The organism is Streptomyces sp. NPDC002490, assembly GCF_040296045.1.
In the GTDB taxonomy this organism is placed as follows: Bacteria; Actinomycetota; Actinomycetes; order Streptomycetales; family Streptomycetaceae; genus Streptomyces.
Genome location: NZ_JBEOWM010000012.1, coordinates 71,644 through 96,363, shown reverse-complemented (window position 1 = coordinate 96,363; position 24,720 = coordinate 71,644). Strand labels below are relative to the sequence as shown.

The window sequence follows — 24,720 nt, the reverse complement described above, 5'->3', positions numbered from 1 at the left end:
AAGGGATCTTTCCGTTGATGGTTCGTCAAAACCATGCAGGGCAAGGCTAGAGGCGTTCAGACCTGATCCCCGGGAACCCTGTCACCAGGTAAAACTGCTGGTCCAGACCACTTTGGGTATGCGTTACGGGTAGGAAACGAAGCGTTCGGATTCGTGCTCGGGCGGTCCTTTTGCCTACAGAATGTCACTCCACAAGTACCGTTCCCGTGGGGGGCTCGCCATGCGCACCAGGACTGCCGCACTACTCGCCATCACCGCCCTGTCAGCGACGCTCGTCGCTTGCGGCACCGACAGTCCGGGAGGGGCCGAGGGGAGCAAGTCCAGCACGGCGGCCGAAGCCGGCAGTTCCGCGCCGGACAAGACCGCCAAGCCGGTGCTGCCCGAGCCGGGCCCGGACGGGACCTACGAGCAGACCTGGAAGCGGTCGAGCGCCGACACCAGTTGCGACCAGTTCCGCGAGCAGATGACCCCCGAGGAGCGCTGGGTGATGGCCTTCGAGATCCTCACCGAGCAGCGGGGCGAGGACGTCGACGCCCCGGGTCGCTCCGAGGCCACCCGCTTCGAGGCCGACCTGGGCGTGGCCTGTCACAAGGCGGTGGCCGACAGCAAGATGACGGAGGTCGGGTCCACGCTCTACAAGTTGGACCCCAGCTACCAGTCCTGACCGGCCCCGCGGTCGGTCGGCCCTCCCTCCCGCCGGCCGCCCGCGGTCGCCGCGCCGGGCGGGCACCCGCTCTCCTCCCGGAATTGACAACCGGCATTGCCGAACCTGCAATGATCCCGTGACCGACGAGACGACCGGGCCCGCCTTCGAGGCGACCGACGAGGACCGCACCCACGACGTCCTGGCGGGGGTCGGACCGAGACTCCGGGCCCTGCGCAAGGAACGGGGGGCGACGCTGGCGGGTCTGTCCGCCGTCACCGGGATCTCGGTGAGCACCCTGTCCCGACTGGAGTCGGGGCTGCGCAAGCCGAGCCTCGAACTGCTGCTGCCGCTGGCCCGCGCCCACCGGGTGCCGCTCGACGAACTGGTCGGGGCGGCCCCCGCGGCCGATCCCCGGGTCCGCTCCCGCCCCATCCACCGCCACGGCCGCACCCTCTTCCCGCTCACCCGCCAGCCCGGCGGCCTCCAGGCGTACAAGGTGATCGAACGGGCCCGGCAGGGGGAGCCCGACCCCCGGGTCCACGAGGGGTACGAGTGGCTGTACGTCCTGGCCGGACGGTTGCGACTGGTCCTCGGCGAACACGACGTGGTGCTCACCGCCGGAGAGGCCGCGGAGTTCGACACCCGCGTCCCGCACTGGTTCGGCGCCGCCGGCGAAGGGTCGGTGGAGTACCTGAGCCTGTTCGGCCCGCAGGGCGAGCGCATGCACGTGCGCGCCCGCCCGGCCCGCTCCGTGCCCGACCGGACGTCCGACGGAGCGGGGCGGCCGCCGAACGGGCATCCGGTGTGACGTCCCGCACACCCCTCCTCTCCGGTGCCCGCGCACATCCCGCCCCACCGGAACCACGCGGTGCCTCCCGTACGGACCGCCCTCGCCTCGTGCCCGTTACCTGATGCATAATCCACAGTTGCGCATCACACGCAACAACATCTGATCATCAAGAAACAGGAAGCCAGGGGTGTGGCATGAGGGGCCGATCGATACGTGGCACGGGCATCGCGGCGGTGACGGTGGCCGTCGCGGTGGTCGCGACGGCCTGCTCGACCCCCGGCGGCGGTGACTTGGGCGGCGGTCCCGCCGACTCCGCGGTCGTCGGCATCGCCTACGAGCCCGAGAGCCTGAGCCCGCTGCTCGGCTTCGGCAAGGACGGCAACTCGAAGGTCTTCGACGGACTGCTCACCCACGACGCCGAGATGAACCTGCGCCCCGCGCTCGCCGTCGAACTGCCGGAGGTCAGCGACGGCGGCCTGACGTACACCTACCGCCTGCGCGAGGGCGTGAAGTTCAGCGACGGCGAGCCCTTCACCGCCGCGGACGTGGTCTTCACCTACCGCACCATCCTCGATCCGAAGACCAACAACGCCTCCAAGGGCGAACTCGACGCCCTGAAGACCGTGACCGCCCAGGGCGACGACACCGTGGTCTTCCGTCTGAAGTACCCCTACGCGCCCTTCGCCGAGCGGACCGTCCTGCCCATCGCCCCCGAGCACGTCGCGGGCCGCCAGGACGTCAACAACGGCCCCTTCACCACCAAGCCCGTCGGCACCGGCCCCTACGAGCTCGTCACCTGGTCCAAGGGCGAGAAGCTCTCCTTCCGGGCCAACCCCGAGTACTGGGGCGGGGCGCCGAAGGTCAAGAACTTCACCATGGCCGTCATCAAGGACGACGACGTGCGCGCCACCCGGCTGCGCTCCGGCGACCTCGACGGCGCCATCCTCCCGCCCAACCTCGCGGAGACCTTCGCCGAGGACGAGGACCGCAAGACCCACACGGCCAAGACCTTCGACTACCGCGTCGTCACCCTGCCCACCGGCAACCCGGTCGCCGGGGACGTCGCCGTCCGCCGCGCCCTCGACCTCGCCGTGGACCGCCGCGCCATGGTCGACTCCATCCTCAACGGCGCAGGCAAGGAGGCGTACGGCCCCGTCCCCACCGACAGCGAGTGGTTCACCGAGGGCACCGAGCGCACCCACGACCTCGCCGCCGCCGAGAAGATCCTCGACGACGCCGGCTGGAAGCCCGGCGACGGCGGGGTCCGCGTCAAGGACGGCGTCCGCGCCGCCTTCCCGCTCTGGTACCCCTCCGGCGACAAGCTCCGCCAGGACCACGCCCTCGCCTACGCCTCCGACGCCAAGAAGGCCGGCATCGAGATCAAGGTGCAGGCCGGCACCTGGGAGGTCATCGAGCCGCGGATGTCCAAGGACGCCGTCCTCGCCGGCGGCGGCTCCCCGGCCGACCCCGACTTCGACCAGTACACGCTGCTCAAGTCCACCCTCGCGGGCGACGGGTTCAACAACATGGCCTGGTACGACAACCCGGTCGTCGACGAAGCCCTGGACGACGCCCGCCGCAGCGGCGACAAGGCCGAACGGGGCGCCGCGTACGACACCGTCCAGCGCGAACTGGTGAAGAACCCCGGCTACACCTTCCTCACCCACATCGACCACCTCTACGTCACCGAGGACCGCTTCGGCCCGCTCACCACGCAGGTGGAGCCGCACGACCACGGCCTCGCCGCCGGCCCGTGGTGGAACGTCGAGGACTGGCAGCCCACCACGTGACCACCCCCGTCGACGGCCGCACCGGCGGCCCCCGCGCCACGCGGGGGCTGCCCTGGGGCCCCGCGAGCCGGCTGGTCGCCCGGCGCGCCCTGTTCGCCCTGCCGATCCTGTTCGCGGTCACCCTCGGCGTCTTCGCCGTCGCCGCGGCCTCCCCCTTCGACCCGGTCAAGGCGTACGCGGGCACCGCCGGTCTCACCGCTTCGCAGGAGAACCTCGACCAGCTCCGCGCCAACCTCGACCCGGACCAGTCCTTCGTCGCCCGGTGGTGGGACTGGCTCACCGCCGCCGTCACCGGCGACCTCGGCGACTCCGCGGTGATGCGACAGCCCGTCGCGGACGTCATCACCGAGCGCCTGGGCTGGTCCGTCCTGCTCGCCGCCACCGCGTTCGCCCTCGCCATCGTGCTGGGCACCCTGCTGGGCGTCCTCGCCGCCCGCCGCCGCGGCGGACCGCTGGACCGCGTGGTGACCTCGCTGGCGTACGGCCTGGAGGCCGCCCCGCCGTTCTGGCTCGGCCTCCTCGCCATCTGGCTCTTCGCCCTGAAGCTCGGGGTGCTCCCGGCCGGCGGCCTCACCGACACCGCCGCCACCACGGTCACCGCCGGCCAGGTGGCCCACCACCTGATCCTGCCCGCCCTGGTGCTCGCCGTCTCCCAACTGCCCTGGTTCGCCCTCTACGTCCGCCAGGGCGTCGGGGACGCCCTGGACGAGGACCCGGTGCGCGGCGCCCGGGCCCGGGGCCTCGCCCCCCGCACCGTCCTCCTCGGTCACGCCCTGCGCTCGGGGCTGCTGCCGGTGCTCACCCTCATCGGCTCGCGGGTGCCCGAACTCATCACCGGCGCCCTCCTCGTCGAAACCGTGTTCAGTTGGCCCGGGATCGCCGCCGCCACCGTCGAGGCCGCCACCTCCGTCGACTTCCCGCTGCTCGCCGCGCTCACCGTCCTCGCCACCGTCGCCGTACTGCTCGGCAACCTCCTCGCCGACCTGCTGTACGGCCTCGCCGACCCGAGAGTGGGCTTCGATGGCTGACACCACCGCCCAGGTCCCGCTCACCGAGGACGACGGTGCCACCACCGTCTGGACCTCCCGCGGCGGCCCCCGGCGTTCCACCCGGACCTGGCGGCTGTGGTCCTCCGCCACCATCGTCCTCGCCGTGGTCCTCGCGGTGCTGGTCGTCCCGCCGCTGGTGCACCTCGACGAGCAGGCCGTCGACCTCGCGGCCAAGCTCCAGCCCCCCTCCTGGGAACACCCGTTCGGCACCGACGACGTCGGCCGCGACCTGCTGCTGCGCTGCATCTACGGACTGCGGGTCTCGCTGCTGGTGGGACTCGTCGCCGCGCTGGTCGCCACCGTGATCGGCACCGCCGTGGGCACCGCCGCAGCCGTCTTCGGGGGCTGGGTCGACCGCCTGGTGATGCGGCTCGTGGACGCCTTCGCCTCCGTGCCGCACCTGCTGCTCGGCATCTTCATCGTGGCGATGTTCCGCCCCGGGGTGTGGCCCGTCGTGTTCTCGGTCGCCCTCACCCACTGGCTCTCCACCGCCCGCATCGTCCGCTCCGAGGTGCTGTCGCTGCGCTCCCGCCCCTACATCGACGCCGCCGTCTCCGGCGGTGCCTCCCGCCGCCGGGTGGCCGTGCGGCACCTGCTCCCCGGCGTCCTGCCCCAGGCCGGCCTGGCCGCCGTCCTCATGGTGCCGCACGCCATCTGGCACGAGTCCGCGCTGTCCTTCCTGGGCCTCGGCCTGCCCACCCACCAGGCCAGCCTCGGCACCCTCGTCCAGACCGCCCGCAGCTCCCTGCTCGCCGGGGACTGGTGGCCGACCCTCTTCCCCGGACTCTTCGTCATCATCCCGACCCTGGCCATCGCCGGGCTCGCCGGAGTCTGGCGCGAACACCTCAATCCGCGACGCCGATCGGAGCTGATGCTGTGACCAGCACGGCGAAGAGGCCCCGCCCGCCCGCCGCCACGGTGGCGGAACCGGCCCGGCCGCCCCTCCTCACGGTGCGCGGCCTGTCCGTCCGCTTCCGCATGCGCGGCGGCGCCCACGTCCGCGCCGTCAGCGACGCCCGCTTCGACCTCCGGCGCGGCGAGTGCCTCGCCCTGGTGGGCGAGAGCGGCTGCGGCAAGTCGGTGCTCGCCTCCGCACTGCTCGGCCTGCTGCCCGCCAACGCCCAGACCGCGGGCAGCGCCCTGCTCGACGGCGCCGAGCCCGGCACGGAGACCGTCGACCTGCTCACCGCCGACGAGGCCACCCTCGCCCGCCGGGTGCGCGGCCGGCGGGTCGGGCTGGTGCCCCAGAGCCCGGCCGCCCACCTCACCCCGGTGCGCACCGTCCGCTCCCAACTGGAGGAGACGCTGCGGGAGGTGGCCGGCACCCCGCGCGTCGAACTGCGGGCCGCAGCCCGGGCCGCGGCCGTGCGCGCCGCCTTCCCCGAGGACCACCTGGACCGCTACCCCCACGAACTCTCCGGCGGCCTCGCCCAGCGCGCCGCCACCGCACTCGCCCTGATCGGGGACGCCCCCCTGCTGCTGGCCGACGAACCCACCACCGGACTGGACCGCGAACTCGTCGACCGCACCGTCGACGAACTCCGCCGGCACACCGGCGAGGACCGCGCCCTCCTGCTGATCACCCACGACCTGGCCGCCGCCGAGCGGATCGCCGACCGGGTCGCCGTCATGTACGCGGGCCGCATCGTGGAGATCGCCGACGCCCCCGCCTTCTTCGGCGAGCCCGGCCCCCGCCACCCCTACGCGCGCGGCCTGCTCGACGCCCTGCCCGAGCGGGCGTTCACGCCCGTCCCCGGGATGCCGCCGGAACTCACCGACCTCCCCGCCGGCTGCGCCTTCGCCCCCCGCTGCGAGCGGGCCACCGACCGCTGCGGCACCCTCCCCGCCCTCCGGGCCCCCGAGCCCGTCGCCTGCCACCACCCGCTGCCCGTCCGGGTCGAAGCCGCGGAGGTCCCCGGTGCTTGAACTCCGTTCCGTCGTCGCCGGGTACGATCGCCGCGCACCGGTCGTCCGGGGCGTGGACCTGCACGTCGCCCCCGGGGAGTCCGTCGGGCTGCTCGGCCCCAGCGGGTGCGGCAAGTCCACCCTCGCCCGGGTCGCCGCACTGCTGCACCGTCCCTACGCCGGCGAGGTCGACCTCGCCGGCGAACCCGTGCGCGGCTGGCGCCACCAGGCACCGCGGGCCCAACGCACCGCGATCGGCGTGGTGTTCCAGCAGCCGAGGCTCGCCGCCGACCCCCGGCTCACCCTCGCCGACATCATCGCCGAGCCCCTGCGCGCCACCGGCCGCCCCGCCGAGGCCCCCCGGCGGACCGAGGAACTGGCCCGGACCGTCGGCCTCGGTCCCGATCTCCTCGGCCGCCGCCCCCACGAGGTCAGCGACGGGCAGTTGCAGCGGGCCTGCCTGGCCCGCGCCCTGGTGCTGCGGCCCCGCCTCCTCATCGCCGACGAGATGACCGCGATGCTGGACGCCTCCACCACCGCCGCGCTGGTCGCCGTCGTGGAGGAGTACCGGGCGCGAACCGGCGCCGCGCTGCTCGCCGTGGGCCACGACCGCGTGCTGTTGGAGCGCTGGTGCGACCGCACCGTCACCTGGGCCGAGCTGCCCGGGACCGCCGCACCCCCCTCGCACGCCCGGGGAGCGTCGGAGGAGGAGATCGCGCGACGGACGGTCGACCTGCGCAACGGGGGGAAGGACATCACCCGTGCGGGCATGACCCCCGAGTAGGTGCGGCGCCTGGAGGGGCGGAACGTCGCCGAGTACGGCAACCCGCTCGGCCCGACCGCGGACCGGCCGTACGCCAAGTACGGCTCCCGGGAAGCGGTCACCGAGGCCGCCACCCGCACCAGCGCGGCCGTCGACGGCGAACTCGGCCCGGAGTACCGGTCCCATCCCTGCGGGACGGACCGGCCCGCCGCCGCCTGACTCGGCGGTCTTGCAGGCTCAGCCTCGGACGGCGTACACGATCAGGTTGTCGACCGGGTGCCCCGCGTCGTCGTAGGCACCGTCACAGGTGATCAACCGCAGCGCCCGTTCGGGCGTGTCGCCGTACACCTTCTCGGTGGGGAAGGACCGCTTGCGCACCGTCTCCCGGGCGGTGACCCGGAAGTGGACGTCCTTCCCCGCAGTGGTGCGCACGGTGATGCGGGCACCCTCGCGGATGTCCTTCAGCCGCTCGAACACGGCGGGCCCGTGCCGTGTGGTGTTGTGTCCGATGATGACCGCGGGCCCGGGCGCGCCGGGCACCGGGCGGCCGGTGTACCACCCCGCCGTCATGCCCCGGTCGGCCGGCGGCACTTCGACGGTGCCGTCCCGGTTCAGCCCCAGCGGCATCAACCCGCTGGAGATGCCGAGCGAGGGGACCAGCACCCGCGTCGGGGTCGAGGCCCCGTCGGCACGGTCCGCTCGGCCCTTCGAAGGAGCGGGAGCGGCGCCGTCCGCCCGGGCGGACGGCGTCCCGGGGGGCGGTGTCGGTCGAGCGGACGAGCCGCAGCCGGCGAGGGCCGCGACCACGGCGAATGCCAACAGGGCCGGCCCGAAGGCACGGAAGGGGGAAGGACGGAGCACGGGGGTCCCGGGGTCGTAGGGGCGAGGTGGCGGTGGCGCCGCCCGACGGGTGGCGCCACCGGTGGGTCAGACGCCGGGCCGACCGGCCGTGCGGCGGCGCACGACGAAACCGCCCGCGCCGGCCAGCATCAGCAGACCGGCGGCAGAGCCGACCAGCGCGCCGGATCCACCCCGCTCCGCAGGACGTTCGCCGGCCGCGACCCCGCCGCGGGGCGCGGCCCGCGTGCCGGCGTCCTCGACGGCGGCCTCGGGAGTCTCCCGCAGCCCCAACGGCGGCGCCGGCGTGGGTGTCGCCCCGCCGGCCGCGACGCCGCCCCGCGGAGCGGCGGGCACCAGTGCCACCCGCTGGCCGCCGTCCCCCGGAGCGGGGGCCGGGGACGCATCGGACGCGAACAGCGGGACGGGTCGGTCGGCCGGAGGCTGCGAGGCCACGGCGACGGAGGCCGGGGCGAGCACCCCGCCGACCGCGATGGTCAGCAGGGCGGCCCGGCGCAGGGCGGTGCGGTGGGTCATGGAGAGGTCTCCCGAGTTCGGCTAGGGACGATGCGGCGTCCGGTGACCGGTCGGGACCGGCCCACCGGGACGTCCGCAAGACTCGCCCGCCGATGTGAAGAACCTGTCAGCCCGCTGTGCGGATCACATCAGCCCGCATCGGTCGCCCTGCTTCGCCCCCGGTCCGCCGGGGCGTCGAAGCGGGGCGGGATGCGCAGGGTGAACACCGATCCCGTGCCCACGGCGCTCCGCACCTCCACCGTGCCCCCGTGGGCCTCGGCCAACCGCCGGACGATCGCCAACCCCAGCCCGCTGCCCCCGGTCCGCCGGTTGCGGGACTTCTCCGCCCGCCAGAACCGGTCGAAGACATAGGGGAGGTGCTCCGGCGCGATGCCCTCTCCCGTGTCGCGGACCTCCAGCACCAGATCCCCCCGCGGCCCGCCCCGAGAGGCGCGCACCGTCACCTCGCCGCCCGCCGGGGTGTGCCGGATCGCGTTGGAGACGAGGTTGCCGACCGCCTGCCGCAGTCGCACCGGATCCGCCGCGGGATGCACGTTCCTCGACGGCGGCCCGTCCGGACCCGCCCCCACGGTCAGGGTGACGCCCGCCGCGTCGGCGCGCGCCTGATGGGCCGCCGCGACCTGGGCCAACAGTTCCGCGATGCGCACCGGCTCCGGGCGCAGCCGCAGTGCCCCCGCATCGGCCTCGGCGAGGTCCTGGAGGTCGTCGATGATGTGCTGGAGTTGCACCGCCTCCTCCAGAAGGGAGGACACGAACGCCGAATCCGCCTCGGCGACCCCGTCCTGCGCACCCTCCAGCCAGCCCCGGATGTTGCTGAGCGGCGTCCGCAACTCGTGCGCGACATCGCTGACCATCACCTTCCGTTGCTCCTCCAGCCGGGCGCGGTGGGCCGCCATGTCGTTGAACGCCGCGGCCAGCCGCCCGACCTCGTTGTCCCCGGACACCGCAACGGGCGTCCACCGGTCCCCGTCCCCGTCGTCCTTCATGCGCTGCGCGGCGCCGGTCAGCGCGTGCAGCGGACGCACCAGCCGGGTGCCCGCCACCACGGAGACGCCGACGGTGAGGGCCAGCACCAGTGCCGCGACCCCGGCGATCTTCGCCGTGTTGGCGGTCGACAGGTCGAACCTCGAAGGACTGCCCCCGTCCGGCGCGGTGATGAACAGCAGGGCACGGGGCGCCACGTGGGAGGACAGCTGCTCGCGGCGGGCACTCTCCAGACAGTTCGCGATGATCCGTCTGTCGACCGTGGACCGTGTCGGGTGCGGGTGCGGGTTCACGCCGGGCGCGTCCGACCAGCTCAGATCGAGGGCGATCGTCACATGGGGGAGGAAGCTGCGGTCGAGGCAGGTGTTGGTGAGGCGGTTCAGCGCGTCGAGCGCGACCCGCTCGGAAGGGGTCGGGGAGTTCAGGGCAGCCGCTTCGCAGAGTTGCCCGTCCAGGAACATCCGGGTCGAGGACCTCGACGGGTCGCCCTGTTCCACCCGGGGTCGCCCACTGTGGCCGGTGACGATGGTGGCGGAGAATCCGCTCCGGAGGTAGCACCGGGCCTGCCGTTCGGCGAGGACCAGCAGCCGGGAGCGGTCCGCCGGGGAGAGCCGGAACGGGCCCACCGCCCGGGGGTCTATTCGACCGGATTCCGCTTCTCCCACCGTGCGGGAGCCCTCGTCCGTCCCCTCTTGCGAGACGGCGGCCACGGGCGCCCCCCGGCGTCCGAGCGGCTGGCGGGTGCTGCCCGGCGCCGAGTCGGTGGGGACGAGGGCCCGGGGTTCGGCGGGCTCGGGGGTGACGGCCGGGGGGAGGTCGTCGGGTTCCAGGGTCCGCCGGGTCACCCGGGTCCCGCCGGTGCCCAGCGAACTCAGGGCGGTGTCCACGTAGGTCGGGTCGACGACGGCGGATTCGCGGGCGGGCAGGGACGGGCGCGGCCTCTGGGTGCTGGAGTCGGCCAGGGGGGTGCGGTGCTCGTCGGTGAGGGTGATCCGGCGTCCGGTCCGCCGTGCCAGTCCTTCCACGGTCTCCTGGACGTCGTCCCAGCGGGGACGGGTGGCCGCGTAGGCGAGGAGGGTGTCGTAGACATGGGCGTCGTCGGCGAGCAACCGCCCCTGTTCCTTCCTGATCGCCCCGGACGTGGTCTGTGCGGCGAGCCATGCGGTGGCCGCCACCGAACACGTGGCCACCAGCGCCGACACGGCGAGGAAGCGCCCCAGCAGGCTCTTGCGCAGGGGCAGTCGCCGGGTGCGCTCGGCGGCCCTACGCACCGCGCCCGCCCGGGTCGGTGAGCTTGTAGCCGACGCCGAACACGGTGAGCAGCCGTAGCGGACGGCGCGGGGAACGCTCGATCTTCTTGCGCAGGTTCATCACGTGGACGTCGACGGTGCGGGCGCTGATGTACCGGTCGAAGCCGTGGAGTTCGGCGAGCAGCCGCTGCCGACTGAACACCCGGTCGGGCTCGGCGGCCAACGCGGCCAGCAGTCGGAACTCACCGGGCGTGCAGTCGACGGCCTCGCCGTCGACGTGCACCTCGTGCCGGGCGGGGTCCACGGTGAGCGTGCCGACCCGCAGCGCCGGCGGCTCCGGAGGGACGACGGCCCCGGGCCCCGGGCGCCGGGAACGCCGCAGCAGGGTCCGGACCCGGGCCATCAACTCCCGCGGACTGTACGGCTTGGTCATGTAGTCGTCGGCACCGAGGTCGAGTCCGAGGAGCAGGTCGTCCTCGGTGCTGCGGGCGGTGAGCATCAGCACCGCCACCTCGCGGGACTCGGCCCGCAGCACGCGGACGACGTCCAGACCGTCGGCCTTCGGCATCATCACGTCCAGGATCAACAGGTCCGGTGCGCGCTGTCGGACCCGTTCCAGAGCGGCCAGACCGTCCCGGACCACGGTGACGCCGTGTCCCTCGCGCTCCAGGTATCGGCGGATCAGTTCGGCCTGTTTGTCGTCGTCCTCGGCGACCATGACGTCTGCGCACACAGCGACGATCGTAGAGGAGGTACGACCGTCGTCCCGGTGCTCCCGCCCGACTCCGGATCCGCCGTCACTTCGGAGCGAACACGCCGATGCCGTTGGCCACCATCCGCTCCGACCCGTCCGTGGGATGGTTGCGCACCGACACGCCGCCGGCACCGGCGGAGCGCGCGGTCAACGTCGACGAGCCGCCGCCGTCGAGGTTGAAGCCCTCCGCGGCGCCCGCCTCCACCAGGACCCGGGCCAGTTCCGCCACCGTCAGACCGGTGCGGTACGCGCGCGCCCCGTCCACCGCGAACAGCAGCAGCCGGCGCCCCCCGTCGGCGATCCCCACCGCGGTGCGCACCGCCGAAGCCGCCGTGTCCAGCCCGGAGATCGGCGTGCCCCCGCGCAACACCGGGAACCCGCCGATCGCGAACCGGTACGTCACGCCGGCCGTCGACGGGACGAGCCGGTGCCGCACCGTCACCTCGTCCCCCACCGAGAGCTTCCGCAACCGCTGGGCCCCCGCCTCCCGACCGACCAGCACCGTGGTGCCGCCCGCGATGCGCCCGCTGCCCGGCGTGTCGCTGGTGTCGACCACCTCGCCACCGCGCACCACCACCTCGTGGACGTCCGCACTGCACGGCGCGCCGCGGCTGGTGTCGCTGCCGCAGGTCGCGCGGAGCCGGGAGCGGCTGCCCCAATCGGAGGTGAACGCCCCCACCGAACCGTTCTTGAGGGCGTACTGGTTGAGCCCGTGGAGCTGCACCGTGCCGTCCGCGGTGGTGAAGGCGCCGTCGAGGCGGAGCCGATCGAGCCGGGCCCTGCCTCCGGTGTCGACGCCCAGCACGTCCTCGGGCGAGGTGCCGGAGGGCAGTGACGGGCCGAACCGCTGTTTGCGGGGGACCGCGGCCTTCAGGGCCCGTCCGTCGGCGACGGCCGGACCCACCGGCGCGTAGGTGGGCGACACGCCGGGGTGTTGCGCCTCGGAGATGTTGAAGAAGTCACCGTTCACGCCGGCGACCGCTCCTTCGGCGTCGGCCAGCGAGGACACCGTGGCCCGCGCTCCGACCACCGAGGGGTAGAGCAGTCCGACGCTCACCCCGGGGGCGCCGAGGTCCACGCTGAGCAGGTGGCCGTGGGTGACACCGCGCGGGGTGTCGATGTCGTAGTGCCGGTACGTCACACCACCGGCGATCCGCTGGGTCACGCCCCGTGCGCCGTGCGCGCCGGGCGGTGCGCCGCGGACGGCGCCCCGGGCGGTCGCCCGGTCGGGGGACGCTCCGTGCGCGGGCGGCGCGCCGGACAGGGCCGCGCCGGTGACGGCGACGTAGGCGAGGCACGCCGTCAGCAGCACCGTGACCCGAGGCCCCGGACGGTCGGCGCGGGGGCGCGGGCGCGCGTCGTCGTTCGTATCCGTACCGCGTGCGGTCACGGGTGGTGCTCCTTCCGCCGGCCGACGACCAACTTCCGTTCCGAGGAACGGCCTTCGATGATCGAGCAGTGAGTTCAGCAGAAGGGTGCGCCCCGTGGGGGGAGCCCGCCCTGACCGGAGGCGAACGGGCGACAAAACGCACTCCTTCGGGTGCCGGAGCCGGCTCCGCACGGCGCAGCGGACCGAAGGCACCTAGGGAATGCGTGCCACCGCCCCCCAACCCACGTCCGCGGCGACCCCCACCGTGCTTCCGTCCGGCCGCCAGCGGGGCATGGGCACCAGCCCCGGAGCCACCAACTCCAGCCCTTCGAAGAACCCGGCGATCTGCTCGGGCGTGCGCAGGGCGTAGGGGATGCCGCCGCCCCGGGCGTACGCGTCGTTCGCCAACGCCAGCCGGGGGAGCCGGGAGCTGGGGGCGGTGTGGCTGAGGATCAGCCAACTGCCCGGGGCTACCGCCTCGACCAGCCTCCGGACCAGGGCGTACGCCTCGTCCAGGTCGGTGACGTGACCGAGCATGTCACTGAACACGAGCGCGGTCGGCGAGGCCAGGTCCAGGGTCCGGGCGGCCTCGACCAGCACCCGCTCGGGCTCGCGGACGTCCGCGTGGGCGTAAGCGGTGGCCCCCTGCGGAGAACTCTCCAGATAGGCGGACCGATGGGCCGCGACCATCGGATCGTTGTCGACGTACACCACCCGGGCCCGGGGATCGACGGACTGCGCGATCTCATGGACGTTCGGTGCCGACGGCAGCCCGGCCCCGAGGTCGAGCACCTGCCGCACCCCCGCCTCGGCGACGGCCCAGCGCACCGTCCGCCGCAGGAACTGACGGCTCGACTGGGCCACCTGTCGGATCTCCGGCACCTGCGCCGCGAACGCCTCGCCGGCGATCCGGTCGGCCTCGTAGTGGAGGTCTCCGCCCTGCCAGAAGTTCCAGATCCGTGCCGAGTGCGGTACGGAGGTGTCGATGTCGGTCGGCGCCTGGGGCGGGGGAGTGGGCTCGGGCATGCTGCGACTCCTCGGGGCGACGGGCCGCGGCCCCTCGCGGCAGCGGGAGCCGCCGCGGGCCGGGGCCGGCGGGTGCGGTCCCGGTCATCCTCGTGTGCGGCCGCTGCACCGCCGGGGAGGCCCCCGCCGGTCACCCCGCGTGTCGGGCCGGTCGCCCGCTCGCTGCGCCGAACGGCGTACATTGCGCATGCACCGCAGGGCGCGCATCGTGGAGACATGGCCGACCACGAGTGCCCCGAGCCCCGACCGGGCCGGCAGCGGAGCGCCCGTCCACCGGGGCGCCCGCGCCTGCTCGCCCGCTATGTGCAGGCAGGCCCGGAAGGGCCCCGAGAGGCGCGCGCCCATGTGCGGGCGGCACTCGCCCGGTGGCACGTGGACCCCTCCACCACCGACACGGCGACCCTGCTGGCCTCGGAGATCGTCACGCACGCGGTGCGGCACGCCGGCGCCGAACCGGGACGCCCTGACGCGGACCGGGTGCGGTGCCAGGTCGAGCACTGGCAACGGGGAGCCGTGCGGGTCACCGTTCAGGGGCCGCCGTGCAGGTGCATGCCGAGCCCGCGTCCCGCTTCCTCGGCAGAGGGCGGTCGGGACCCGGTGGCGTCCTTGCGGGAGTACGCCCGCGGGTTGGAGATCGTGGTGGCCCTGTCGGACGCCTGGGGCACCCGGCAGACGGGTTCCGGTCAGACGGTCTGGGCGCAGGTGTAGGGACGGGGCGGGCCCGAAGCGCCGTCCGCGAGGCGGAGCGGCAGCCCTGTGGGGGCACGTCCGAGGACGTGCCCCCACAGCCGTGTCATCGACGGGAACGGCTGAGGACCCCGTCAACACGGCAAGTGTGGAATTGCAGATGTCTGCAATTCACGGGCAAAGAAAAACGCGTCGACGGTCAGCCGCGGTGTCCGCCGTCGTACGGCGGCTGCGTCCAGCCGTTGCCGTCCCCGGGGTAGGGATCGCCGGGCCGGGCGGTGGGGTCCCAGGACGTCGGCCCGTACTCCGGGGCGGGGCCTCCGGGTGCCGCGGTGCCCGGGTGTCCGTACTCCTGGGGCGGTACGGCGGCCTGGGCCTCCTGGGCGGCGTACCGACGGTGGCTGTGCGCCGGGTGGGCGAGGTGGACCTGACCGTGCTGGACGGCCTGCTGCTGGTGGGCGGCCCTGGTGTAGACCTGTCCACCCATGCCCGGGTACTGCTGTGCGTAGGGGTGCGGGCGGGCCTGGGGGTGCGCGCCGTACGCACCGGAGCCGACGTAGTCGTGCATCGTCTCCGGGGAAGCGGCGTACGCCGGGGCGCTCGGCTGCTCGGCCGCCCAGGGCTGGCCGGCGGCCGGCGCCTCGGCCGCGAAGTCCCGGGCCCGGGGGCTCGGGGCGTCCGCCACCTCGGGCTCCTCCTCGGCCGGCTCGTCGTTCGGCTCGTCGCCCGGCAGCAACAACTCGACGTACTCGGCACCCGACTTGCGCCGTTGCTCGGCCCACTCCTCCAACTGGGCCTTGCACGCCAGGTCGAGGTGGGTCACCGCATGGGCGTCCACGACGACCCGGTCCTTGTCGGCGACGGAGTCGAGGGCGCGGATCAGCCGGATGAGCCGGAGGAAGGTCGCGTTGCCCCGCAGCACCAGACGGGTGGTGTCCCCCTCGGTGGTGGTGCGCAACGTCAGGTGGGACATCCGCAGGGCGATCAGGACGATGGCGACGGCGAGACCGCCGATCACGCCTTCCAGGAGGTCCGTGACCACGATGGCGCCCGTGGTGATGAACATGACCAGGCCCTCACCGCGGTCGGTGCGCCACATCTTCACGAACGAGGGCGGGTTGAAGAGCTTCCACCCCGCGTGCAGCAGCACGCCCGCGAGGATGGTGACCGGGATCATCCCCAGCAGCCCCGGCAGCAGCAGACCGAAGCCGAGCAGCCAGGCGCCGTGCAGGATGCGGAGACCTTCGTCTTCGCGCCGGCCTGGAGGTTGGCCGCACTACGGACGATCACGGCGGTCATGGGCAGTGCCCCGAGGAAGCCGCACAGGGTGTTGCCGACGCCTTGGGAGAACAGTTCCGCGTTGTACTTGGTGCGCGGACCGGTGTGCATGCGGTCCACGGCCGCGGCGCTGAACAGGCTCTCCGCCGAGGCGATGACGGTGAAGGTGATGACCATCGTCAGCACCGCGGGGCTGGTCAGGTGGGAGAAGTCCGAGGGACCGACGAAGTTCACCGCCTCCAGCATGTTGCCCACCTCGACCTTCTTGACCTCCAGGCCGGGGAACGCCGCCACGGCCGAGCCGAGCATCACGGCGATCAGGGGTGCGGGGACCTTGCCGAGCGGATCGGGGACCTTCTTCCAGACGAAGCAGATCACCACGGCCATCACGCCCAGTCCGAGTGCCGCGACCTTGTGGGTGTCGCCCACCACCTCGGCGGCGAGGTCCGGCAGGCCCGCGATGTTCTTGGTGGCGGTGCCGAGTTGCTTGGAGTCCACCAGGGCGTAGGTCTGGCTGAGGATCAGGGGCAGCCCGATGCCGGCCAACATGCCCTGGACCACCGAGAGCGAGATGGACTGGAAGACCCGGCCCATCTTCAGCACCCCCAGGATCATCTGGAGGATGCCGCTGACCAGGACCACCACGCCGAGCATCCCGACGCCGTGTTCGGTGGTGAACTCCAGGACGAGGACGGCGAGTCCGGCCGCCGGCCCGCTCACCTGGAAGGTGCTGCCGGGAAGGAAGCCGACCACGAGACCGCCGACGATGCCGGAGATGATGCCGAGGGACACCGGCACCCCCGAGGCGGCGGCGACGCCGATGCACAGGGGCAGCGCCACCAGGAAGACGACCACCGAGGCCATCAGGTCCGTGCCCAGGGAAGCGACGGAGAACGATCCGGATGCCTGGCCGGTCGTCGCTCCGCCGCTTCTACGGGCGTGTCGCCCTGCGGCGGGACGCGTGCGTTGAGTCGACACCTTGGTCCTTTCGTCGTGCTCCGCTCGCCGGTCGGTCCCCGGAGCGTTCCGGGAGCCGTGCCGGGCGGTCGGCCGCACGGGTTGGGGGGTGAGGGTGGATCGGCCGTTCCCGTTCCGTCGCCGGACCGGCGACGGAACCCGCCCGCACCCCGGGAGCGCCCGGCGGTGACCGGGGCGGGGAAGCCGGGGCCGTGTCGGGGAGTCCGTGTCGACGGGACCGGTTCCTCGCGGGGATCGGTCGTCGCCTCACGTCGCGCTCCTCGCTCGGCAGGTGGGGGGAAGGCAGAAGTGTGTTGGGGCACCTGGGTGGGGCGCCTGGGGCGGGATCATGCGCGCACGGTGTGAGCCGTCCGTGAGATCACCGTGAGAGCGCCCTCACGAAACCCGTTCCGCACCAGCCGCGCGGATCTGCGGCGGTACCGCTGCGACGAGCCGGAGCAGTGGGCAAGGCGAACCGTGTCGTTCCTGGTCAACGAGGTGGTGGCGGGTCTCCGGGACCAGAAGGAAGGGGTCGTTCCGAAGGTCGGACGGGCACGTTCCGGAGGGTCGTTCGCCAACTTGAAGAGTTCTTCAATTCATCAGGTGGCGCGAGGTCGCAGGGGTGGAACGGGGTGGTACGGGGTGGTTCGTCGAAGTGGTCGGGGAGCGCGCCCGGGTCGGCGGCGTCCACGGTGCCCGGCGGGCCCGGGAGGAACGTGGGGACGCCGTGCGCCCGGCGTGCGAGCATGTCCTCAGCACGGGCGACGGCGAGGACGGGGTGAACGGCTGGTGAGCGCGGCGGTTCCGCTGTATCAGGCGAAGGCGGAGTTCTTCCGCATGTTGGGGCACCCGGTGCGGATCCGGGTCCTGGAGCTCCTCCAGGACGGCCCCACGCCGGTGCGTGACCTGCTGGCGGAGATCGAAGTGGAACCCTCCAGCCTGTCGCAACAACTGGCGGTGCTGCGACGCTCCGGCATCGTCACGGCCACCCGTGAGGGCTCCACGGTGGTGTACGCGCTGGCCGGCGGGGACGTCGCCGACTTGATGAGGGCCGCCCGCCGCATCCTCACCGAGATGCTCGCCGGGCAGAACGAGCTGTTGACCGAGCTGCGGGCCGCCGACGTCGGTACCGAGGCGTCCTGACACCGCGGTGTGCGAGGGACGGGTCGCCGGGGAAACGTGATCGAGGCGTTCCTTCCGCGTTCGTCCGCGTCCCGGTGCAGTGCGGCGGTTCTCCCCGAACTCCGCCGTCAGCTCCACGACGGCCGCCGGACCGGCCCCGGCCGGGCGAGGAAGTCGTAGCGCATGGGCGGCGGCGCCCTTCCTGGCGGACCGTGACCCGGAGCCGGCGGGGGCGGGGGAGGCGCTGTCGACCGGGGTGCGACGGACCGGTGGGCGGAGTGCCGTGGTCCGGTTGTCGCGATCGGACCCCGATGGCGGGAAGGGGCGGGATTTGTAGCATACTCACCGGATACCAGCAGGACCGTGAAGCGGGGGGCCACAGTGACGATCGATGCTGCCGTTCGGGGGAACGCACACGGAAGAGCGGCCGCGCCACCGGGCCCGACCGATTCGGGGACCCGGAGGGACGGCGCCGCATGAGCGGCGCTTCCGCCGTCACGCTCGCCACGCCGTACCTGGACACCGACGCCGATCAACTCTCCTTCTCCCTCGACGAGCCCGCCCGTGCGGCGTTGGTGGTACGGGACCTGACGGTCAACGGAACCGACGTCCAACTCAGGGTGTTGGGTGCTTCGCACCAGGTGTTCGTCGGGCCGGTTCGGGAGACGGTGGCCTGCCTGCCCGGCATCAAGGGCGGACTGACCGATACCACGCGGATGTTCGATAAGTGGGAGTATCGTTTCTCCGCCCGGGTGGAGACCCTGGATGCGGACGACTTCCGCACGCGGGTGGAGCAGGTGCGCCGGCGGACCGACGTCCACCCCCGCGCTCTCTACGGAATCTTTCCCGGAGCGTCGGAAGCGGTCACGGCGCTGACCGTGGACCCCCGTGTCACGGGGCTCGACTGGCACACCTGGCACACCTACCCGCAAAGCTGCCGGATCGTGGCGACGCACACCCGGCTGGAGGCCCGATGAAGACCGCACGACGCTTGGGCGCGGCATTGCTCGTCACGGTGGCGCTGTCCGCCTGCTCCAGCGACTCGGAGGACGCCAACTCCGTTCCCCACTACTGGATCAGTCAGCAGTACACCTCGGTGCCGCTCGGCTACGTGGACAAGAAGGACGGTCCGTCCGAAGTCGCGGAGGAGATCGACGACCACACCTCGGCCCGGGACCGCAGTGCAGCCGGAGACGCCGTCTTCCTCCGCTACCGGGACGACATCGTCTCCATCACCCCCCGCAAGCGCCGGGGCAGCCAGATCGAGGTGGCGGACTACCGCACCGGCTACCACCGGTGGAACACGAAGCTGCCCTCCAGTTGGCCGCACCCCGACAGCGACGCCTTCCGCGGTGGGGGCCCCGGCACCGGCAAGTAGTGCCGCACGCCGCTCCGTCCCGAGGGACCGACCGCCCCTCTGCCGTCCTCCAACGAACCTTCGAAAGGCATCACCGTGACAGAGATATTCGAGTCGGCGGGCACCGCCCTGCTCTACGGACTCGTCGGTTTCGTCGTGATGGCGGCGGGCTTCGTCGCGCTCGACCTCGTCACCCCCGGCAAGCTCTTCCACGTGGTGTGGACGGAACGCAATCGTGGTGCCGCCGTTCTCCTCGCGGGGCAGACGGTCGCCATCGGCCTGGTCATCGAGCAGTCGATCCGCGCCAGTGAATCCGAGCAGGGCCTGGAGTACGGTCTGGTCAGCACCTTGCTGTACGGCCTGGCCGGTGTGGTCGTGATGACGGTCATCTCCTTGGTGGTCGGCCTGCTGACGCCGGGTCGTCTGGGGGCCGTGGTGCTGGAGGACAACGACGGCCGTCCCCACCCCGCGGCCTGGGTCCAGGCCGCCATGTACCTCGGTACGGCCTTCATGGTCGGTGCCGCCGTCTCCTGACCCGCCCGTGACCGTCGATACCACCCCCCGCCCCGCCGACACCGCACCCACCACGGGAGGCGCCCAGTCGCGGGGGGCCCGGTTCCTGTTGCTGCTCGCGGTGTTCATCTGCGCCGCGTGCGGGCTCACCTACGAACTGGCTCTGACCGCACTCGGCAGCTACCTCATCGGCAACTCCGTGACGCAGACCTCCGTGGTCCTGTCCGTGATGGTCTTCGCCATGGGGATCGGCTCACTGGCGGCCAAACCCCTCCAGAAGCGCGCGGCCGGCGGATTCGCCCTCGTGGAGGGCGCGTTGGCGCTCGTCGGCGGTCTGTCGGTGCTCGTCCTGTACGTCTCCTTCGCCTGGCTCCGCATCTACATGCCCGCCATGGTGGTCGTGTCCTTCGTGGTGGGGCTGCTGATCGGCGCGGAGATCCCGTTGCTGATGACGCTCCTCCAGCGCATCAGACGACAGGAGGCGGGCAGTGCCGTCGCCGACATGTTCGCGGTGGACTACATCGGTGCCCTCGTCGGCGGTCTGGCCTTCCCCTTCCTGCTGCTGCCCGCCTTCGGCCAGCTCCAGGGCGCGCTGGTGGTGGGGGCTGTCAATGCGACCGCCGGTGTCGTCGTGGTGTTGTGGATCTTCCGCCACGAGATGCGTCGGGTGGTCCGCCTCGGGTTGCTGACCGGGATGACGGCCGTCCTCGCCGTGCTCGCCACGGTCTACGTCCTGGCCGACGACATCGAGGTCAGCGCCCGGCAACAGCTCTACCGCGACCCGATCGTGCACGCCGAGACCACCCCCTACCAGGACATCGTCATCACCCGGTCCAGAGCCTTCACCGGAGCTCCGGACACCCGCCTGTTCCTCAACGGCGACCTCCAGTTCTCCTCCGTCGACGAGTACCGGTACCACGAGGCGCTGGTGCATCCCGGGCTGTCGAAGAAGCGTTCGTCGGTACTGATCCTGGGCGGCGGGGACGCGCTCGCGCTCCGGGAGGTGCTGCGCTACGAGGACGTCCGCGAGGTGACCCTGGTGGATCTCGACCCCGCCATGACCGAACTGGCGCGTTCCTTCCCCCCGCTGGTCGACCTGAACGAGCGGGCGCTCGACGATCCGCGGGTCACCGCGGTGCACGCGGACGCCTTCACCTGGCTCCGGGACGCCACCCGGCGCTACGACGCCGTGCTGATCGACTTCCCGGACCCGGACACCGCGTCCCTCGCCAAGCTGTACAGCGTCGAGTTCTACCACCTGCTCGGGCGCGTACTGACCCCGCAGAGCCAGGTGCTGGTACAGGGCGGCTCCCCGTTCTTCGCCCCCAAGACGTACTGGTCCATCGGCGAAACGATCACCGAGGCGGGGTACGCGGTGACGCCCTATCAGGTCGATGTCCCCAGTTTCGGCAACTGGGGCTTCTTCCTGGCCGCACCGGGCGACACCGCAACGGCACCGACTCCGCACCTCGCCGCGGGCGCGCCGCCCCTACGGTTCCTGGACCCCTCCGTCCTCCGGGCGGCGACCGTCTTTCCCGTTGACCGCCGCCCCCAGGACGTACGGGCCAGCACCCTGATGGATCCGGCCGTACTGGAGTACACCCGCCACGAGTGGCGCCACTACTAGGGTGACCGGGTGCGGCGGCTCAGGCCCGCTGGACCAGACGCAGGTACCGCGACCAGTCCCAGAAGTCACCGGGATCGGTGTGATCGGCGCCCGGGACCTCGTGATGTCCGATGATGTGCTTCCGATCGACGGGGATGCCGTACTTCTCGCAGAGGACCGCGGTCAGCGCGGCCGAACTCTCGTAGAGGGCGTCGGTGAAGTACTCCGGTCGGTCGACCCACCCCTCGTGCTCGATGCCGATGCTGCGGGTGTTGTAGTTCCAGTTGCCGGCGTGCCAGCCGATGTCGCGTTCCCGGACGCACTGGGCGATGTGTCCGTCGAGGGAACGCACCACGTAGTGGGCCGACACCTTCCGCGACGGGTTCTGGAAGATGGCCAGGGTGTCCGGCCACGTCTCCTGGGTCACGTGGATGACGACGCGGTCGACGGCGTAGCTGGCCGGGCGGCGCGATGCGGTGTAGTTGGACGTGCTCGCGGGCGCGGGCTCCGCCAGCAGGTAGTCGACGGGGCTCCGGTGGGCCGCCTGCGCGTGCGATGCGGGGAGCGCGAGCGTGGGGAGCGAGGCGAGGGCGGCGCAGGACAACAGACGGCGCCGGCTCGGCTCCCCCTGGGATCGGGGCATGAACTCTCCTGACTCTCGGTCGTGGTGGGCACGGGAGTGCAGTACGGGACGGACCCGAACGGGAACCTCCCGCAGTGCGTGCTGGGGCACGGGGTCCGGAGGGGTGTCGGCGGACCGCGCCCCGTCACGGTGCACCGTCAACGGGTCCCACCGGTGACGGCGCGCCGTGACGCTCGCCTGGCTGGAGCCGCGCCGGGCGAGGCCGCGCGCGGTCGCCGCCCCGGTCGACCGCACGGGCCGGCCGCTCAGATCGAGGGCACCCCGGGCTTCGGGAGCGTTGCGGCGACGTCCCGGAGTCGTGCGTGGAGCCCGCGATGGGTCTCCCGGTCCGGGAGCCACTCCTTGCGGACCTTCGCGATGCAGGTGTAGTTGGTGTCGCAGACGTTCGCCACGGGTGATTCGACCGCCTGGGTGAGGAACTGGTAGGCGTCGAGCTCGCTGAACCCGTAGTCCCGCACCAGCCACTGCACCAGGTCGAGTTGGGAGATGCGGAAGGCGTCCTCCAGCGGGCGCGCCGAACCGGTGGAGATCAGGTGGGTGTCGGATTCGAGACGCGGCCAGGGAGTGGACACCCCCTTCAGCAGTTCGACGATGATCACGGTGTTCATGGCGCATTCGACCGCAACCCCGCAAGTCTCCCCCTCGCCCTGGCGGGCGTGGCCGTCGCCCAGGCTGAGCAGCGCGCCCTCCACGTTCACCCCCAGGTAGCAGGTGACGCCCGCCCTCATCTCCGGTGTGTCCATGTTCCCGCCGTGGGCATCGGGAGCCAGGGCGGACCGCACCTCCAGATGGGCGGGTGCGACGCCCACGGTGCCGTGCATGGGGTCCATGGGCAGAGCGAGCCGCAGGTCGCTGTCCTTGGCCTGGAACGTCGCCGTCCGCCGGGCCCGGTCCAACTGCCAGATCCAGACGGTTTCCGGAAGCGGAGCCTGGAGGGAGGCGGTCGTCGAGGTCGACGTCAGTGCCCCGAACAGCGGCACGGTCGTGGAGGCGGCCCAGTCCCGTGCCGGTTCGATGGAGACGAAGTGCACCGCCACCGTGTCACCGGGCTCCGCGCCCTCCACGTAGAACGGGCCGGTCTGCGGGTTGAGGTAGGGGAACTCGCAGACCTGGGACACGAGGTCCTTCTCCGACCGCACCCGGCCGCCGAAGCAGTCCTCGGTGAAGACGTCGAGCACCGTGCCCGGAGTGATGCGGGCGTAGGGGGCGGCCCCGCCGAAGGTCCAGGCGTAGTCGCCCGGTTCCGGGCGGACCGTGATCATCCGGGGGTCACTCATGGAGTACTGCTCCTTGCCGTCGTCGCTGCCGGGACCGTCGAACGGGCCCCGCTCCGACAAAGGTACGGTTCCCGAAGAGGGCAGCGGAAGGCTGATCACGGCATCTGAGGATGCAGGGGCGAATGTGGATAACTCCGGCACTCGAACGAGTAATTCCGCTTGCTTGTCCATAAGGGAGAGCTCGGCGGGGTCGTCCACGGGGCAGTGCTCCCCCCACGGCGTCACCCTTCATGGCCGGGGTCCGTCGAGCGGGATCAATCCTCACCCCGCGCCACCGCCAGAGCGGTTGCCGGATCCCCGGCCGCCGGCCCCGCGGGGGCCCAACGTCCGTCCTCCCGTCGGAAGGGCCACCACCGGCCGCTTCCGTCGACACCGATCCGGGCGCGCCCGTCCGGCGTCGTCCACGCGCCCCCCTCGCCGTGCAGGGGCGGGGCCTCCTCCGCTTCCCACGCCGCGGCCACCACCGCCCGTGCCCGGGCCTCCTCCTCGTGCGTCGGGGTCCACGCGCGTTCCAGTGCGGACACCGCCCCGGCACCCCCGTACCGCCAGGCGCGCACAGCGAGCGCCAACGCGTCCGGCGTCCGACCGGAAGCCGATGCCAACCGCATCACCGTGTCCTCGTCCGGATCGCCCGCGGCGAGCCGGACCGCATCCTGCGCCAGGGGCGGCTCCGTGACGGGTGCTCCGAGGTCGGAGGAGAGCGACTCGACGAGGAGCCGCCGGGCCTCGCGGGCCGTCTGGAGCGCCAGGAACTCCAGGGCGCTCGGAAGCAGGTCCGACGAGGGCGACGTCCCGACCCCCAACGAGGGGGCCGCCCGCGGCGGCTCCGGCACCGGGGGCAATCCGGGCAAGGGCGGCAGCAGGTAGCCCGTGGCGAACGCCTCGACGGCGTCCACTCCCGGCCGTACCTCCTCCCGCAGGGCGCCCGCCGGGGTGGGTTCGACTCGGGCCGCGGTGCGGTCCTGCACCGCGGCCAGCACCTCCCGCTCCCCCCTCCCCCGCAGGAGCAACAGGGCGAAGGGGTCCTGGTCCAGGATGCGACCCACCTGGTAGGAGAGGGCCGCCGTGTGGCCGCACTGGTCCCACGCGCCGCAGTCGCACTCCGGTTCCAGATCGCCGATGCCCGGCAGGAGCTCCACGCCCGCCGCGGCGGCGTCCTCCACGAGGTCCGGCGGCATGTCGTGGTCGAGCAGCGCCGCGAGGTGGCCCGCGCGATCCACGGTCACCTCCAGGAAACGGTCCCACTCGTCCCCCGAGAACTGCTGGAGCAGCACGTCCGCGCGGTGCGCGGTGCCGTCACGGTCGCGCACCACACCCGTGATGCGCCCGGGGCGCACCGTGACCGCCCCCACCGCACCGGAGCGCGCGAGGGCACGCCCCGATCTCAACTGGTCCGCTTCCAGAGCCGTGTCCTCCAGCGCCTTCAGCCACGACCGTCCCCACCAGGTCCTCGCGAAGCCCCGACCGTGTGCAGGAGGCTGCGGGGCGAAGGTCCGCTCGTGCTCGGGAGTGGTGAAATCCTCGTGGTCCATGCGCTCCTCGTTCGTCCACGTGCTCTCATCGGTTCGGTCCGCCGTCCG

The 24,720-nt window shown here is 72.7% G+C and carries 22 protein-coding genes and 2 pseudogenes; 14 read left to right on the top strand and 10 right to left on the bottom strand.

What is annotated here, in order from left to right; all coding sequences use genetic code 11:
• Positions 1–220: 220 nt before the first annotated feature.
• From ABT092_RS10435 to ABT092_RS10400, 8 genes are all read left to right on the top strand, one after another.
• Positions 221–664 (top strand): hypothetical protein, encoded by a 444-nt coding sequence (locus ABT092_RS10435; RefSeq protein WP_351241978.1) that lies wholly within the window; start codon positions 221–223, stop codon positions 662–664.
• A 118-nt stretch (positions 665–782) separates the two neighbouring features.
• Positions 783–1,454 (top strand): helix-turn-helix domain-containing protein, encoded by a 672-nt coding sequence (locus ABT092_RS10430; protein ID WP_351241976.1) that lies wholly within the window; start codon positions 783–785, stop codon positions 1,452–1,454.
• Positions 1,455–1,630: 176 nt separating this feature from the next.
• On the top strand, positions 1,631–3,226 hold the full coding sequence (locus tag ABT092_RS10425; RefSeq protein ID WP_351241974.1) for an ABC transporter substrate-binding protein: 1,596 nt from the start codon (positions 1,631–1,633) through the stop codon (positions 3,224–3,226).
• Positions 3,223–4,254, top strand: coding sequence for an ABC transporter permease (locus ABT092_RS10420; protein ID WP_351241972.1), 1,032 nt, complete (start codon positions 3,223–3,225; stop codon positions 4,252–4,254). Before ABT092_RS10425 ends, ABT092_RS10420 begins: the two co-directional genes overlap by 4 nt.
• Entirely contained in the window at positions 4,247–5,155 is a 909-nt protein-coding gene (locus tag ABT092_RS10415; protein ID WP_351241970.1) for an ABC transporter permease, read from the top strand. Before ABT092_RS10420 ends, ABT092_RS10415 begins: the two co-directional genes overlap by 8 nt.
• Positions 5,156–5,253: 98 nt before the next feature.
• The gene (locus ABT092_RS10410; protein WP_351242099.1) at positions 5,254–6,201 is read left to right on the top strand and encodes an ABC transporter ATP-binding protein; all 948 of its coding nucleotides are present in this window, start codon (positions 5,254–5,256) and stop codon (positions 6,199–6,201) included.
• On the top strand, positions 6,194–6,964 hold the full coding sequence (locus tag ABT092_RS10405; RefSeq protein ID WP_351241968.1) for an ABC transporter ATP-binding protein: 771 nt from the start codon (positions 6,194–6,196) through the stop codon (positions 6,962–6,964). The genes ABT092_RS10410 and ABT092_RS10405 overlap by 8 nt, the downstream gene beginning before the upstream one ends.
• Complete coding sequence (locus ABT092_RS10400; RefSeq protein ID WP_351241966.1) at positions 6,965–7,162, top strand: hypothetical protein; 198 nt, start codon at positions 6,965–6,967, stop codon at positions 7,160–7,162. It begins immediately after the preceding gene.
• Positions 7,163–7,180: 18 nt separating this feature from the next.
• Here ABT092_RS10400 and ABT092_RS10395 read toward each other — a convergent pair whose 3' ends face one another.
• The 6 genes and pseudogenes from ABT092_RS10395 to ABT092_RS10370 form a co-directional block, all read right to left on the bottom strand.
• A complete protein-coding gene (locus ABT092_RS10395) occupies positions 7,181–7,804 on the bottom strand; it encodes a class F sortase (RefSeq protein ID WP_351241964.1) in 624 nt (207 codons plus the stop codon).
• 66 nt (positions 7,805–7,870) lie between these two features.
• Entirely contained in the window at positions 7,871–8,317 is a 447-nt protein-coding gene (locus ABT092_RS10390) for a hypothetical protein (protein WP_351241962.1), read from the bottom strand.
• Positions 8,318–8,445: 128 nt separating this feature from the next.
• Positions 8,446–10,572, bottom strand: coding sequence for a sensor histidine kinase (locus ABT092_RS10385; RefSeq protein WP_351241960.1), 2,127 nt, complete (start codon positions 10,570–10,572; stop codon positions 8,446–8,448).
• A pseudogene (locus tag ABT092_RS10380) lies at positions 10,561–11,284 on the bottom strand (response regulator transcription factor); the annotation flags it as partial. The pseudogene ABT092_RS10380 and the gene ABT092_RS10385, both read right to left, overlap by 12 nt.
• A gap of 64 nt (positions 11,285–11,348) precedes the next feature.
• Positions 11,349–12,569, bottom strand: a complete 1,221-nt coding sequence (locus ABT092_RS10375; protein WP_502968418.1) for a phosphodiester glycosidase family protein — start codon at positions 12,567–12,569, stop codon at positions 11,349–11,351.
• Positions 12,570–12,887: 318 nt separating this feature from the next.
• Positions 12,888–13,700: an SAM-dependent methyltransferase gene (locus tag ABT092_RS10370; RefSeq protein ID WP_351241956.1), complete on the bottom strand. Its 813-nt coding sequence runs from the start codon at positions 13,698–13,700 to the stop codon at positions 12,888–12,890.
• A 216-nt stretch (positions 13,701–13,916) separates the two neighbouring features.
• On the opposite strand from ABT092_RS10370, the gene ABT092_RS10365 reads away from it, so the two are divergent.
• Positions 13,917–14,408 carry an ATP-binding protein gene (locus ABT092_RS10365; protein WP_351241954.1) on the top strand — a complete coding sequence of 164 codons (492 nt, stop codon included), beginning with the start codon at positions 13,917–13,919 and terminating at the stop codon, positions 14,406–14,408.
• A gap of 178 nt (positions 14,409–14,586) precedes the next feature.
• Here ABT092_RS10365 and ABT092_RS10360 read toward each other — a convergent pair.
• Positions 14,587–16,529 (bottom strand): annotated as a pseudogene (locus ABT092_RS10360) (SulP family inorganic anion transporter).
• 882 nt (positions 16,530–17,411) lie between these two features.
• On the opposite strand from ABT092_RS10360, the gene ABT092_RS10355 reads away from it, so the two are divergent.
• The 5 genes from ABT092_RS10355 to ABT092_RS10335 all read left to right on the top strand — a co-directional run bounded on the left by ABT092_RS10355 (position 17,412) and on the right by ABT092_RS10335 (position 21,241).
• Positions 17,412–17,765 carry an ArsR/SmtB family transcription factor gene (locus ABT092_RS10355; protein ID WP_351241953.1) on the top strand — a complete coding sequence of 118 codons (354 nt, stop codon included), beginning with the start codon at positions 17,412–17,414 and terminating at the stop codon, positions 17,763–17,765.
• A gap of 455 nt (positions 17,766–18,220) precedes the next feature.
• Positions 18,221–18,721, top strand: coding sequence for a DUF2617 family protein (locus ABT092_RS10350; protein WP_351241951.1), 501 nt, complete (start codon positions 18,221–18,223; stop codon positions 18,719–18,721).
• On the top strand, positions 18,718–19,122 hold the full coding sequence (locus ABT092_RS10345) for a DUF4247 domain-containing protein (protein ID WP_351241950.1): 405 nt from the start codon (positions 18,718–18,720) through the stop codon (positions 19,120–19,122). Before ABT092_RS10350 ends, ABT092_RS10345 begins: the two co-directional genes overlap by 4 nt.
• 75 nt (positions 19,123–19,197) lie before the next feature.
• Complete coding sequence (locus tag ABT092_RS10340) at positions 19,198–19,635, top strand: DUF350 domain-containing protein (protein WP_351241948.1); 438 nt, start codon at positions 19,198–19,200, stop codon at positions 19,633–19,635.
• Between the two features lie 7 nt (positions 19,636–19,642).
• On the top strand, positions 19,643–21,241 hold the full coding sequence (locus ABT092_RS10335) for a polyamine aminopropyltransferase (RefSeq protein WP_351241946.1): 1,599 nt from the start codon (positions 19,643–19,645) through the stop codon (positions 21,239–21,241).
• 19 nt (positions 21,242–21,260) lie between these two features.
• Here the strand turns inward: ABT092_RS10335 and ABT092_RS10330 are convergent, their stop codons facing one another.
• The 3 genes from ABT092_RS10330 to ABT092_RS10320 all read right to left on the bottom strand — a co-directional run bounded on the left by ABT092_RS10330 (position 21,261) and on the right by ABT092_RS10320 (position 24,672).
• Positions 21,261–21,863, bottom strand: a complete 603-nt coding sequence (locus tag ABT092_RS10330) for an N-acetylmuramoyl-L-alanine amidase (protein WP_351241944.1) — start codon at positions 21,861–21,863, stop codon at positions 21,261–21,263.
• A 245-nt stretch (positions 21,864–22,108) separates the two neighbouring features.
• Positions 22,109–23,140 carry an acetamidase/formamidase family protein gene (locus ABT092_RS10325; RefSeq protein WP_351241942.1) on the bottom strand — a complete coding sequence of 344 codons (1,032 nt, stop codon included), beginning with the start codon at positions 23,138–23,140 and terminating at the stop codon, positions 22,109–22,111.
• Between the two features lie 254 nt (positions 23,141–23,394).
• Positions 23,395–24,672 (bottom strand): SWIM zinc finger family protein, encoded by a 1,278-nt coding sequence (locus ABT092_RS10320; protein WP_351241940.1) that lies wholly within the window; start codon positions 24,670–24,672, stop codon positions 23,395–23,397.
• Between the last annotated feature and the right edge of the window lie 48 nt (positions 24,673–24,720).

Coding starts and splice junctions, on each gene's coding strand:
- ABT092_RS10415 (WP_351241970.1), top strand. CDS start 4,247: ATGGCTGACACCACCGCCCAGGTCCCGCTCACCGAGGACGACGGTGCC.
- ABT092_RS10365 (WP_351241954.1), top strand. CDS start 13,917: ATGGCCGACCACGAGTGCCCCGAGCCCCGACCGGGCCGGCAGCGGAGC.
- ABT092_RS10425 (WP_351241974.1), top strand. CDS start 1,631: ATGAGGGGCCGATCGATACGTGGCACGGGCATCGCGGCGGTGACGGTG.
- ABT092_RS10370 (WP_351241956.1), bottom strand. CDS start 13,700: ATGCCCGAGCCCACTCCCCCGCCCCAGGCGCCGACCGACATCGACACC.
- ABT092_RS10350 (WP_351241951.1), top strand. CDS start 18,221: ATGAGCGGCGCTTCCGCCGTCACGCTCGCCACGCCGTACCTGGACACC.
- ABT092_RS10330 (WP_351241944.1), bottom strand. CDS start 21,863: ATGCCCCGATCCCAGGGGGAGCCGAGCCGGCGCCGTCTGTTGTCCTGC.
- ABT092_RS10320 (WP_351241940.1), bottom strand. CDS start 24,672: ATGGACCACGAGGATTTCACCACTCCCGAGCACGAGCGGACCTTCGCC.
- ABT092_RS10345 (WP_351241950.1), top strand. CDS start 18,718: ATGAAGACCGCACGACGCTTGGGCGCGGCATTGCTCGTCACGGTGGCG.
- ABT092_RS10435 (WP_351241978.1), top strand. CDS start 221: ATGCGCACCAGGACTGCCGCACTACTCGCCATCACCGCCCTGTCAGCG.
- ABT092_RS10410 (WP_351242099.1), top strand. CDS start 5,254: ATGCGCGGCGGCGCCCACGTCCGCGCCGTCAGCGACGCCCGCTTCGAC.
- ABT092_RS10390 (WP_351241962.1), bottom strand. CDS start 8,317: ATGACCCACCGCACCGCCCTGCGCCGGGCCGCCCTGCTGACCATCGCG.
- ABT092_RS10325 (WP_351241942.1), bottom strand. CDS start 23,140: ATGAGTGACCCCCGGATGATCACGGTCCGCCCGGAACCGGGCGACTAC.